Origin of the sequence: Flagellimonas oceani (genome assembly GCF_011068285.1) — a bacterium.
GTDB classification, from domain to species: Bacteria; Bacteroidota; Bacteroidia; order Flavobacteriales; family Flavobacteriaceae; genus Flagellimonas; species Flagellimonas oceani.
Map to the genome: position 1 here is coordinate 1452849 of NZ_CP049616.1, position 12499 is coordinate 1465347.

Here is a 12499-nt window from a genome sequence, read left to right on the forward strand (position 1 = left end):
TATTTTTGTAGTCCATGATGTACTCAGATATACCCACTGCACAGACCTTGGTTTTGTACTTTAAATCTAGGGGTGTCAAAAATATAGTGATCTCTCCGGGGTCCAGAAATGCCCCATTGACCATAAGTTTTACAAAAAATCCGTTTTTCAACTGTTTTAGTATTGTAGATGAGCGATGTGCCGCTTTTTTTGCCATGGGTATGGCGCAGCATTTACAGGAACCCGTTGCCGTACTTTGTTCTTCGGGCAGTGCCTTGCTCAATTTTTATCCCGCAGTGGCAGAGGCCTATTATAGCGATATTCCATTGATCGTGGTATCTGCGGACAGACCCGGTTACCGGATAGATATTGGGGACGGACAAACCATTAGACAGGAGAATGTACTGGAAAAACACATTGGTTATTCCGCCAATTTGAAGCAGGACGTTTCCCATGCCGCGCAGACCATTTCAAAATATGGAAAAACGTTGCTGGAGTCCAGTCAGAATGAAATTCAAGCCTATAATGAAAAGGAAATCGCCAAGGCACTTTCGGTAGCTTTTGATGAAAAATATCCGGTACATATCAATATTCCCTTTGAAGAACCTTTGTATGGAAGGGTAGAGGAGCCTACGGTTAAAATTCAAGATTTTGAAACACCAAATAGTAAGGCTGATCTTGAAGAAGATTGGGAAGGATTGGCAAAAATATGGAAGGAGAGTTCTCGAAAAATGGTTTTGGTCGGCGTCAATCAACCCAATGCCATCGAAGCAGATGTGTTGGATATGCTGGCCAACGATCCCAACACGGTTTTGTTTACCGAGACCACATCGAACCTGCATCACCCTAATTTTTTTGAGAGTATAGACAGTATTATCGCTCCCATTGAAAAATCAGAAAATAAGGAAGAGCTTTTCCAAAAGTTGCGACCTGAACTTTTGATAACCTTTGGCGGTTTGATCGTTTCCAAAAAAATAAAGGCCTTTTTGCGGGAGTATAAGCCCAAACAACATTGGCACATTGATACCAAGAAAGCCAACGATACTTTTTATTGTTTGACAAAGCATATCAAGACCAATCCCAATCAGTTTTTTAAAAGGATGGGCACAAATGGTTCGGGCGAGAGTGATTTTAAAGCGTTTTGGGAGCAGAAAAAAGATAACTACGAAAGAAAACGCATGGCCTATTTGGAGGGAATCCCTTTTTCGGATTTCACTGCTTTCGATCGTATCATAAAAACCATACCCAAAGGGTATCAGGTACATTTGGCCAATAGTTCTACGGTTAGGTATGCCCAGCTTTTCGCCATGGATAAATCCTTGAAAGTATTTTGTAACAGGGGCACGAGCGGTATCGATGGATCTACTTCTACGGCTGTGGGCAGTTCCATTTACAGTAAGGGGCCCACAGTTTTATTAACAGGCGATTTGAGTTTTTTTTATGACAGCAATGCTTTGTGGAACAGATATATGCGTCCAGATTTCAGGATAGTGCTCATCAACAATTCCGGTGGCGGTATTTTTAGGATCTTGCCGGGAAAAGAGGATACCGAAGAATTTGAGACCTTTTTTGAGACCAGCCATGAATTAACTGCACGGCATTTGGCGGAGATGTATGGATTTGAACATGTCGTGGTAGAAAATGAAGCGGAAATGGAAGCATCATTGGAGAGTTTTTACTCGGAATCGGAAAAACCAAAAATCATGGAAGTCGCCACACCACGGGTTTTGAACAATAAAATTTTGCTTGGGTACTTCGATTTTATATCTTAGAACCTTAACTATAAATCAAACGAGAACACTAACAGATTATGAGCAAAAGAGACGAATTGATCGAAAAGTACGCAGCCGACATCAAAAGCAAATTTGGGCAAACTCCGGATATGGATTTGTTGACTAAAGTAGCCATTGGTCTGGGGCCTGCCATTTATAACTTGGATGCTTCCAAGGTTTCCGGTTCCGACGAAAAGGAATTGGAAACGGTAAAAAACAATTTTTTGATCAAAAAATTGGGCTTGGCCGAGACGCCTGCTTTGATGGAATCCATCAATAGCGTAATAGACGCCTACGGAAAATCAGAAAAAAACAAACATCGTGCGGTCATTTATTATATGTTGACAAAGCACTTTGGAAAGGAATCGGTTTATAATTAAGATTACAACCCGTGTAAAGAAGCTGTCCAAATTAGGGCGGCTTTTTTTATACCCATAATTTACAACTACCTTTACCGTATGATTGAATTGGGAAACTACAACACCCTTAAGGTGCTCAGGAGCACCAGTATAGGACTTTTTTTGGGAGATGATGAGGGCACGGAAATACTTTTGCCGAACAAATATGTGCCCGAGGATTTTGAAATTGACCAAGAAATGGAAGTGTTCTGTTACTTGGACAATGCGGAACGTCCGATTTCGACCACTTTAAGGCCCAAGATTATCCGAAACGGATTTGCCAATTTAAAAGTAGTGGAAGTGGGCGCTTATGGGGCTTTTATGGACTGGGGACTGGAAAAACACCTGCTTGTACCCTTTAGGGAACAGTCCCAACGAATGGAGGAAGGCCACAGTTATATTGTTCATTGTTATATGGATGAGGAGAGTATGCGTCTTACGGGATCCAGTAGGGTGGATAAATTTTTGTCCAACGAGAACGTAGCATACGAACAGAATGATGAAGTCGACCTTTTGGTGCACCGTAAAACACCTTTGGGTTGGGAGGCTATTGTGGACGAACGACATAAAGGACTCATATTTGACAGCGATATTTTTAAGCCATTGCGCACAGGGGATAGCCTCAAAGGATTTATAAAGAATGTAAGGGACGATAAAAAATTGGATATTTCACTGCAGCCCATTGGAGCCAAAGTGCTGGAGCCAACAGCCAAAATGATTTTGGATAAGCTTGTACAAAACGAAGGATTTTTACCATTGCACGATAAATCATCACCAGATGACATTATGAATACCCTGCACATGAGCAAAAAAGCGTTCAAAAAAGGAGTGGGGATTTTGTACCGACAGCGTAAAATAAATATTCAGGATGATGGTATCCATTTATTACAATAAAAGATCTCGGGAGATTGGATTATTGCAAGCTTTGGAGCCATAAAGTTTTTTTCTTTGGACAAATATTTTATTTTTGTAACAATTCAGATTAACTTATTGGTTGTTATGCTTTTAGCATAGCGCATAATTATAACTCCCTATACAATATGCCTTTTATTGAAGAAAGCGATTTGTTGGACCTTCATAAGGATATAGACAAGGCCCAGATCATCAACGAGAGACTGCTCGATCAGATAAAGTTTAAAAATAAGGATCTTCGTAAAATTAAGCTTCAACGAAACATTCTCCTTGGTTTTGTGGCCTTGTTCGTGATCGGCACACTCGCCATAACATCCTTTACTGCCGGGCTTAGCAGCAAACAATCTTTTGAGAACCAAAGCAATGTTCTGGTGTCATTGGATAGCTTGGATGTAATCAAGGCACGGATAGACAATCTAAAATCACAGAACCAGGAACTCAGTTTGGTGAAGGAATTTTATTTGGCCAAAGAGTTTTTGAACAAGGAAAAAATCTATTCCGTACAGGTAAAATCCTTTGTGGAAAACAATGTGACCTTGGCCTCTGAGGCGTTGACCAACACACTTTTTGTAAAGACCAATCCATTTTACGCCTATTCCCTCGGTAATTTTGAAACCTTGGAAGAAGCTCAAAAATTTAGACAGCAACTGGTACAAATGGGCTTTCAGGATGCATTTGTGGCATCCTACAAAGATGGTCAACGAATTAAGATAGAAGATCCGTATTAATCTTGGGAAACACAAAGGCTTGGATACAAGCCGCTAGACTCCGCACACTGCCGTTATCATTATCCGGAATTATTGTTGGTACCGGATTGGCCGTTATAGAAGGCGAATTTGATGTCAAAATATTTGTTTTGGCCTTGTTGACCACTGTAGGTTTTCAGGTCACCTCCAACTTTGCCAACGATTATGGCGATGGGGTAAAGGGAACCGATAACGAAGATCGGATCGGTCCCGCTCGTGCCATTCAAAGTGGTTCCATTACCCGAAGTGCACTAAAAAAGGGAATTGTTGTATCCATTATTGTTAGCATGTTGATTGCCCTTGCATTGATTTACTCAGCCTTTGGAATGGACAACTTTCCCTTTGTCCTATTGTTTTTTATGCTGGGATTGTTGAGTATTTGGGCATCCATAAAGTATACTGTCGGTGCCAATGCCTACGGGTATAGGGGACTTGGAGATTTGTTCGTATTCCTCTTTTTTGGCCTCTTGGGGGTTCTTGGGAGTATGTTCCTATATACGAAATCGTTGGGATGGAGCTCGGTTTTGCCCGCCGTGGCCATTGGTTTTTTATGTGTTGCCGTACTTAACCTCAATAATCTGAGGGATGTGGTATCGGACAAGAAGCACGGTAAGATAACCATGGTGGTGAAGATGGGGTTCAATAAAGGGAAACGGTACCATACATTTTTGATATTGGCGTCGTTTTTTTGCTTTTTGGCATTTATATGGGTAGAGGATTTTGGCTGGAAACAATCATTTTTTCTTTTGGCATTCGTACCATTATTGATCCATTTACGAAAAGTGATCCAGACCCATAATCCCGGGAGTTTGGATGTGGAATTAAAAAAAGTTGCACTCAGCACTTTTCTATTGGCGATATTATTCTTAATTTCTGTTAATATTTTTTTGTAAATTTGATTACAACCAAATAAACGTAAAGGAACTTGGAACATCCGATAAAAATTTTGATCGTAGAGGATAATGTCATCATTGCAGATGACATGCAATCCATGTTAGAGGAAATCGGCTATGAGATTGTTGACAATGTCATTGTTTATGAACAGGCCGTTGATGTGTTGAAGAACAACCATGTAGACCTCGTTTTGATAGATATTATTTTGGCCTCGGACAAAACTGGTATTGATCTAGGAAAGCATATACGCGATACGTACAACATCCCGTTCATATTTGTAACATCCAACTCCGACCGTGCCACGGTAGAAAATGCCAAAACGGTAAAACCGGACGGATACTTGGTAAAGCCCTTCGAGCAACAGGACCTGTACACCTCTATAGAGATTGCCCTTTCCAATTTTAATTACGAAAAAAAAGGGATGCAAAAAGCGGCTGATGATGATGCAGCGGACGAAATTACCTCCAATTCCATACTGAAGGATTCTATTTTTGTAAAGAAACAGCATTTGTATTACAGAATACAATTTACTGATATACAATTTATTAAGGCTGATAATGTGTATTTGGAAGTAAATACGGCCGATAAAAAGTTTTTGGTGCGTTCACCGCTCAAGGATTATCTGGAAAAATTGCCCAAGAACAAGTTCTACAGGGCGCACAAATCATATATCGTGAACGTGGACCATATAGATGCCATAAACTCCAAGGATATTATGATCAACAATAACCTTATTCCTATTTCCAAGGATTTCAAAGAATTTATCCTTTCTTCGATGAACAGTTGATTTATACGATCGGATAAGAATCACAATATAAATTTGAGCGCTCCACAAGGGCGCTTTTTTTATGCCCACAACACTTTTGAAAGAGAAAGACCACAATTTTTTAGGTGTTCGCAACAATATTTTCGCAACTTGGAGGAACAGTCATACTTTAGCAGTGTTAATAATTCAGAAAGTAATTTTTTCATTTTCATATAGTGTTCTCGTAAAAGGGTCTTGTTGTAAAAAGCAGGGCCTTTTTCAATTTTATAGACCTCATGTTTGTTATCATATTCCATGAAAGGCAGAAAACATCGATAAAATACCACTTCACATACTCCCTGGTTAGTTTCACAACATAAAACCACACTTTCACAACAATAACGGTCAACTCTATAGCTTGGGATTTAATTTTGTTGCCAAACTAACGTTCTTTATATACCCCATACCTTTCTATTCGGCACAATGTTCTATGTTTTGGGTTGATTTGGGTTATCGGGTACAATAAAGGAAAAAAGGGCACGATAATAATATAGGACTTACGGTATATTCCAGAAGTCGCTGTATCAATTTAATTAATGGGACGTTACGTAAGATTTTTATTTACCGCGGTATATTTTGTTTTTCTTTTTACTTCATCAGCGCAGGGTATTGGCGATAATGAACAAAGTGTACTAAAAGAGTTCGAGGACAGTGATCAACCTTCGGGACGTTTCAATGTCTTTTTCAATTCATTGGACCGCTACAATGTAAACTCGGCATACGATTGGCTGGACACCATCAAAATTTATCTGGCAAATGCCCAAAAAACAAACGATACCACGGCAGCCCACCTATACAAGGTAATGCAGGCCCAAGTTTACAATGATCTTGGGGAATACGATAAAAGCACCGCTCTTGCCAAGGAGCTTTATGATATCAAGGATTCGCTGGATACCGAATCACAAAAAATAGTTCTGGATGTTTTGGATGATAACTACGCCAACCTCCAGTTATTCGATAAACAGATTGAAATACGAAAGCAAAAGCGAGAACTCGGATTCACCAACAACGTTTCTTTTTACGATATCTACAGCAATCTTGGTCTATACAGAAAGGCCAGGAACCAGTACATAATGGAGGTGAAGCCCACCATCGCGGATAACGAGACCTTTAAGCTGGCCCAGTACCACAGCAAGGTCGGCAATTATTTACGACTGGACGACTCGGCACCGACAGCCCTGAGCGAATTAAAAAAGGCCAACTCCTACCTAGGAGTCTACATGAACGATATTTCCACCCAAAAAAGTGAATCGGACATATTCGAGAGCGAGATATTAAAAGCGGAGATAGAAGGGAACATTGCCAAATGCCATGTAATGCTCGGAGAGTTTGAAGAGGCGATACCACTATTGGAAAGCAGCATAGAAATCCTAAAAAAGTCACCGGACAACAACGACCAAAGTGAGGTTGTGGAAAATACAATGTTCTTGGCAGAGGCCAATTTGCAATTGGAGCGCTTTACCGAAGCCAAGAAGCATTTGGATACCGAATTCGACAATATTAACGTATTACAGATCATAAAAAGGAACAGTCTGTTGGCGGCTTTTTATGATAAGGTGGAAAATTACAAGAACGCTTCCATCTACTATAAACGTAACGAGAGGATCAAAGATTCTTTGGCCAAAAAACAGTCGGCATTGATCAAGCAACAGTTGGTTACCATTGTGGCCAACGAAGATCTGGAGAACTCCCAGCGCTTGATAGACGAGCAAAAGCGTATCAACGAGCTGGCCCGTAGCGAGATGAAAGCCAAGGATGAGCGTATCAACCTGGTGTTTATTTCCTTGATTTTCACTTTACTCGGGTTTGCAGGATTGGTCTATGCCTACCTTAAGAGTATAAAAAACCAACGCTTGATCGCGGAACAAAAACATATCATCGAGACCTCGCTCGTTGAGAAGGATTCATTGTTGAAAGAAATTCATCATAGGGTAAAGAACAACCTGCAAATGGTAAGTAGCCTGTTGAGTCTGCAAACCAAAAACACCCGAAGCAAAGCCGCAATCGTTGCACTTGAAGAAGGGAAGAGCAGGGTAAAGGCGATGGCGTTGATTCATCAAAAATTGTATCAAAACGATGACCTCTCCGTGATAGAAATGCAAGGTTACATCGAAAGTTTGATCAATAGCGTACAATCCGTCTATAAAAAAGGCGGCCACAATATCAGTATAACCATTGATGCCGAGGGAACCGAGCTGGATATTGACCGTGCCATTCCGTTTGGATTGATCTTGAACGAACTCGTTTCCAACTCCTTTAAATATGCCTTCCCGGAAAATGATGACAACGGGAAGATCTATATTCATTTGCGCAAGAACGGCGATCAAGGTTATTTTGAGTACACCGATAATGGGGTCGGGCTCCCAGAGGATACCGATGAACGCTCAAACTCCTCCATGGGTATTCGCTTGATCAATCGACTGGTCAACCAACTACAATCCAAATTAAATATCGATAAGCAGGTGGAAGGTGTCCGCTTTTGGTTCAACTTTAGTTGATTTGGCCTTATCAGGTCTTCTAGGATTCAAAAAAAACCTAAATTTGAATCCACTCGATGAAAGCAAGCTATAAAAAGTATATCCTCAATTTTAAAGTTCCCAGCGGTACTTCGCGGGGGGTAATGACCCAAAAAGAAACGTGGTACATTATATTAAAGGATGAGAATTCTTTCGGTTTGGGCGAATGCGGTATTTTACGTGGTTTGAGCGTGGACGACCGACCCGATTACGAGCAAAAATTAGCTTGGACATGCAGCAATATCCATTTGGGCAAAGAAGAGCTCCTGAGCGAACTAAACGAGTTTCCATCCATCCAATTTGGAGTTGAACAGGCGTTTTTGTCGTTCCATTCCAAAGACACATTTGAGCTGTTCCCTTCGAACTTCACCCAAAAGGAATCACCCATTCCGATCAATGGCCTTATTTGGATGGGAGATACGGCCCATATGCTCAAACAATTGGAGCAAAAATTAGAGGAGGGCTTCGGATGCATCAAAATGAAAATCGGGGCCATCGATTTTCAAAAGGAAGTATCCATTCTTAAATCCATTCGCAATAACTTTTCACCGGAAGAAATCGAGCTTCGTGTGGATGCCAATGGGGCCTTTGAACCTCAAGAAGCCATGGGAAAGCTAGAGGAATTATCGGAATTTGAAATACATTCCATTGAACAGCCCATAAAAGCGGGGCAATGGGAAAAAATGGCAGGCCTTTGCGAAAGTACACCGCTTCCGATTGCGTTGGACGAGGAATTAATCGGCGTTTTTGATGTAACGGAAAAGCAGAAACTGCTACAAACCATACAACCACAATACATAATCTTAAAACCGAGTTTGGTGGGCGGAATCAAAGGCAGCAACGAATGGATTACTTTGGCTGAAAAACAACAAATAGGTTGGTGGATCACCAGTGCACTGGAAAGCAATATAGGCTTAAATGCCATAGCGCAGTACACCTATTCCCAGAACACGAACATGCCACAAGGCCTGGGAACCGGAAGTTTGTTCACCAATAATATAAATAGCCCTTTGGAAGTTATAGGGGGCCAACTTTTTTACAGACATTCCAATGTCTGGGATACGGATTTAATACAAGAAATATGTACATAGAACAAGCGTATAAGGGTTTTACAGAGCGATGGAGGTATTTGGTCGGGTTTTTGATCGTATTTGTGGGATGGCAGATTGTTGGGGGGATTCCCCTGCTGGCCGCCATGCTGATGAAGTCGGATTTTTTGAGCTCTGGGGTCATGGATTATGGAGCCATAGCCAATACACTGGGGCTTAACCTATTCTTTTTTCTGGTGATGTTGACATTTTTAGCGGCTATGGTCAGTTTGTGGGTAGTGGTGAAATTCATTCACAGGTTATCGTTCAAGAATTTTACAACCTCCCGTAAAAAGGTGGATTGGAAAAGAATCATTTTCTCCTTTGTGCTCTGGGGGGCAATATCCTCCGGATTTGTTTTTTTGGACATCTATCTGTCCCCTGAAAATTATGAGTTCACCTTTGATGCAGTGCCCTTTTTTATTCTTTTGTTGCTTTCCATCATTTTTGTTCCCATTCAGACCAGCTTTGAAGAATATTTTACCCGAGGCTATTTAATGCAGTCCATCGGAATTGCGGCCAAGAATAGATGGCTGCCTTTTTTGGTAAGTTCTTCGCTCTTTGGACTGTTGCATATTTTCAATCCCGAGGTGGAAAAATTGGGATATGGAGTTTTGGTATTTTATATAGGTACAGGCTTTTTCCTGGGCATTTTGACCTTGATGGACGAAGGCTTGGAGCTGCCCTTGGGTTTTCACGCCGCCAACAACTTTTTCACGGCACTTTTGGTCACAGCGGATTGGATGGCATTCAACACCAATTCTATGTACAGGGATGTTTCCGAACCAGTTTTGGGATGGGATATCTTGGTTCCGGTTTTTATCATTTACCCCATTTTGCTGATTATCTTCGCAAAAATATATGGTTGGAACAATTGGAAGGAAAAGCTTTTTGGTCGCGTATTGTCCAAAGAAGAATTTGTAGCATTGACCGATGGAGAATCCGACTTGGCATAACATCCACCCCGATTTTCAATTAAACCAAGCATCCTACACAATCGAAGAACTTGGTAAATTTGCCGAATCTTTGACTGAAAAAGAAGCACCATTTCAAAAGTCCATCGGTGATTTTTTATCGGATTGGATTTCCGACGCACCAACTCTAACAGTAAGGACATCCGGTTCTACGGGCAACCCTAAAACTATAGTGCTCAAAAAACAACATATGGTCAATTCCGCATGGGCCACCGGAGCATATTTTGGATTGCACCCCAAGCAACAAGCCCTCCTATGCTTACCCTGTACGGGAATCGCAGGCAAAATGATGCTCGTCCGAGCCATGGTCCTAGGGCTACATTTAGACTATGTGGAACCCTCTTCGACACCGCTGGCCAACAACAATAAAACCTACGACTTTGTGGCCATGGTGCCCTTGCAGGTTCAAAATTCGATACCTCAAATGGATAGGGTAAAACAGTTGATCATTGGTGGGGCACCTGTGGATTCAAGTTTGCGAAGTGAACTTGTAAAACTACCCGTTTCTGCTTATGAAACTTATGGTATGACGGAGACCATTACCCATATTGCGGTAAAAAAAATAGACAGGGGGCAAGCCAATCCCTTTGAGACTTTGCCTGACGTATCCATCTCACAAGATGATAGGGGGTGCCTTGTGATCGAAGCCCCTAAAATTTCGGATCAAAAAATAATCACCAACGACTTGGTGGAATTGATCGGTCAAAATCAGTTTAATTGGTTGGGCCGTTATGATTCCATAATCAATTCGGGAGGGATAAAACTTGTTCCGGAAAAGATTGAAGAAAAACTTTCATCTCTTATCCATCCCCGTTTTTTTGTGACCGGCCTACAAGACGATGTATTGGGAAAAAAATTAGTGCTGGTGGTAGAAGGTGAACCTATGAACGAAACCGCATTGCTCCAAACCATTAAAAGTTCGGAAGGAATATCAAAATATGAGGTTCCCAAGGCGATTTACTTTGTAAAAACTTTTGATGAGACCTCTACCAAAAAGGTAGATCGCAAAAAAACCTTGGAACAAATCGGCTAAGTTTTGTACATTCAGAATTTTAAAAATCAACCATGCAAAAGACCATCAAATTAGTACTTTTACTTTTACCATTTATTGCAATATCCCAACAAATCCTTCCCGAGGTGGAACGCGCTAGGGTAGTGGATGAAATCCTTGAAGAGCGATTCAATAACCTTCTGCCAAAGTTAATGGACGAAACCGGCTTGGATATGTGGGTATTGATTTCCCGAGAGTACAACGAGGACCCGGTACTCAAGACCATGCTTCCCGCCACATGGTTGAACGCCAGGCGAAGGACCATCATTCTATTTTACAGGAACAAAGAAAAAAACACCATAGAAAAATTGGCCGTGGCCCGCTACGATATAGGAAAGAGCATTAAATCTGCCTGGGACAAGGATAAAGAGCCCGACCAGTGGAAGCGTTTAATGCAGCTGATTTCGGAGCGAAACCCGAAGAAAATCGGTCTCAACTTCTCCAAAGACCACAATATTGCCGACGGACTGGACAAAACGGATTACGACGAGTTTATGGCCAATTTACCAAAGAAGCATCATTCCAAAGTGGTTTCGGCAGAACAATTGGCAGTACGTTGGATAGAGACCAGAACCCCACGGGAAATGACGATTTTTAATCAGTTGGTGGACATAACCCACGATATTATTGCAGAGGCTTTTTCCGAAAAAGTGATTACCCCAGGTGTTACCACGACCACCGAAGTAGAGTGGTGGATGCGCCAAAAAGTGACCGATTTGGGATTGGAAACTTGGTTTCATCCCACTGTTGATGTGCAAAGAACCAGTGAAGAGCTGGTAGGCCACTTGTATTCATTTTCCGGTAGACCGGACGATGAAGTGATCCAAAGGGGTGACTTGTTGCACTGCGATTTTGGAATCACCTATTTACGGTTGAACACCGATTGCCAAGAGTTGGCTTATGTGCTAAAGCCCGAGGAGACCGAAGCACCATCTTTTTTGGTAAATGCATTGTATGATGGCAACCGGGTACAGGATTTTTTGACCGACAATATGGTTAAAGGTAGGGTAGGAAACGATATTTTGGCCAAGGCCCTGCAAGATGCAAAAGACGCTGGGCTCCGTCCTTCCATTTACACCCACCCTCTTGGGTCCTATGGGCACTCTGCGGGTACCACTATTGGTATGTGGGACGCTCAGGGCGGGGTGATGAAGGATGATGGCGAGAATTATCCGCTGAATCCCAATACGGTTTATGCCATTGAATTGAACACCACCGTAAACATACCCGAATGGAACAGGGATATCCGGATTATGTTGGAAGAGGCAGGCTTTTTTGGTGAAGACGGGTTTCGATATGTGAACGGAAGACAAACCGAATTTTTGTTGATTCCGAGACCAAAACCGCAGTTGGGCAACTAGAGC

Annotated in this window: 11 protein-coding genes; all 11 read left to right on the top strand. The window is 41.7% G+C overall.

The genetic code is table 11. The features are described 5' to 3' along the window. Positions 1 to 14 precede the first annotated feature (14 nt). The gene (gene menD / locus GVT53_RS06770; protein WP_166247926.1) at positions 15 to 1751 is read left to right on the top strand and encodes a 2-succinyl-5-enolpyruvyl-6-hydroxy-3-cyclohexene-1-carboxylic-acid synthase; all 1737 of its coding nucleotides are present in this window, start codon (positions 15 to 17) and stop codon (positions 1749 to 1751) included. A 38-nt stretch (positions 1752 to 1789) separates the two neighbouring features. Next, a complete protein-coding gene (locus tag GVT53_RS06775; protein WP_166247927.1) occupies positions 1790 to 2131 on the top strand; it encodes a DUF2853 family protein in 342 nt (113 codons plus the stop codon). A 78-nt stretch (positions 2132 to 2209) separates the two neighbouring features. Then, complete coding sequence (locus GVT53_RS06780; RefSeq protein WP_166247928.1) at positions 2210 to 3043, top strand: CvfB family protein; 834 nt, start codon at positions 2210 to 2212, stop codon at positions 3041 to 3043. A gap of 146 nt (positions 3044 to 3189) precedes the next feature. Then, positions 3190 to 3789: an SPOR domain-containing protein gene (locus tag GVT53_RS06785; protein WP_166247929.1), complete on the top strand. Its 600-nt coding sequence runs from the start codon at positions 3190 to 3192 to the stop codon at positions 3787 to 3789. A gap of 2 nt (positions 3790 to 3791) precedes the next feature. After that, a complete protein-coding gene (menA, locus tag GVT53_RS06790) occupies positions 3792 to 4700 on the top strand; it encodes a 1,4-dihydroxy-2-naphthoate octaprenyltransferase (RefSeq protein WP_166247930.1) in 909 nt (302 codons plus the stop codon). A gap of 32 nt (positions 4701 to 4732) precedes the next feature. Further along, on the top strand, positions 4733 to 5488 hold the full coding sequence (locus GVT53_RS06795; RefSeq protein ID WP_166247931.1) for a LytR/AlgR family response regulator transcription factor: 756 nt from the start codon (positions 4733 to 4735) through the stop codon (positions 5486 to 5488). 554 nt (positions 5489 to 6042) lie between these two features. After that, positions 6043 to 8004: a sensor histidine kinase gene (locus GVT53_RS06800; RefSeq protein WP_166247932.1), complete on the top strand. Its 1962-nt coding sequence runs from the start codon at positions 6043 to 6045 to the stop codon at positions 8002 to 8004. A 56-nt stretch (positions 8005 to 8060) separates the two neighbouring features. Next, positions 8061 to 9113, top strand: a complete 1053-nt coding sequence (locus tag GVT53_RS06805) for an o-succinylbenzoate synthase (protein ID WP_166247933.1) — start codon at positions 8061 to 8063, stop codon at positions 9111 to 9113. Beyond that, positions 9104 to 10066, top strand: a complete 963-nt coding sequence (locus tag GVT53_RS06810) for a CPBP family intramembrane glutamic endopeptidase (protein WP_166247934.1) — start codon at positions 9104 to 9106, stop codon at positions 10064 to 10066. Before GVT53_RS06805 ends, GVT53_RS06810 begins: the two co-directional genes overlap by 10 nt. After that, complete coding sequence (locus GVT53_RS06815; protein ID WP_166247935.1) at positions 10044 to 11117, top strand: AMP-binding protein; 1074 nt, start codon at positions 10044 to 10046, stop codon at positions 11115 to 11117. The genes GVT53_RS06810 and GVT53_RS06815 overlap by 23 nt, the downstream gene beginning before the upstream one ends. A 32-nt stretch (positions 11118 to 11149) precedes the next feature. After that, on the top strand, positions 11150 to 12496 hold the full coding sequence (locus tag GVT53_RS06820) for a M24 family metallopeptidase (RefSeq protein ID WP_166247936.1): 1347 nt from the start codon (positions 11150 to 11152) through the stop codon (positions 12494 to 12496). The last annotated feature ends 3 nt before the right edge of the window (positions 12497 to 12499 follow it).

Excerpts from the sequence above, each read along its gene's own strand:
- menD (WP_166247926.1), top strand. The coding sequence starts at position 15 with ATGATGTACTCAGATATACCCACTGCACAGACCTTGGTTTTGTACTTT.
- GVT53_RS06775 (WP_166247927.1), top strand. The coding sequence starts at position 1,790 with ATGAGCAAAAGAGACGAATTGATCGAAAAGTACGCAGCCGACATCAAA.
- GVT53_RS06780 (WP_166247928.1), top strand. The coding sequence starts at position 2,210 with ATGATTGAATTGGGAAACTACAACACCCTTAAGGTGCTCAGGAGCACC.
- GVT53_RS06785 (WP_166247929.1), top strand. The coding sequence starts at position 3,190 with ATGCCTTTTATTGAAGAAAGCGATTTGTTGGACCTTCATAAGGATATA.
- GVT53_RS06800 (WP_166247932.1), top strand. The coding sequence starts at position 6,043 with ATGGGACGTTACGTAAGATTTTTATTTACCGCGGTATATTTTGTTTTT.
- GVT53_RS06805 (WP_166247933.1), top strand. The coding sequence starts at position 8,061 with ATGAAAGCAAGCTATAAAAAGTATATCCTCAATTTTAAAGTTCCCAGC.
- GVT53_RS06810 (WP_166247934.1), top strand. The coding sequence starts at position 9,104 with ATGTACATAGAACAAGCGTATAAGGGTTTTACAGAGCGATGGAGGTAT.
- GVT53_RS06815 (WP_166247935.1), top strand. The coding sequence starts at position 10,044 with ATGGAGAATCCGACTTGGCATAACATCCACCCCGATTTTCAATTAAAC.
- GVT53_RS06820 (WP_166247936.1), top strand. The coding sequence starts at position 11,150 with ATGCAAAAGACCATCAAATTAGTACTTTTACTTTTACCATTTATTGCA.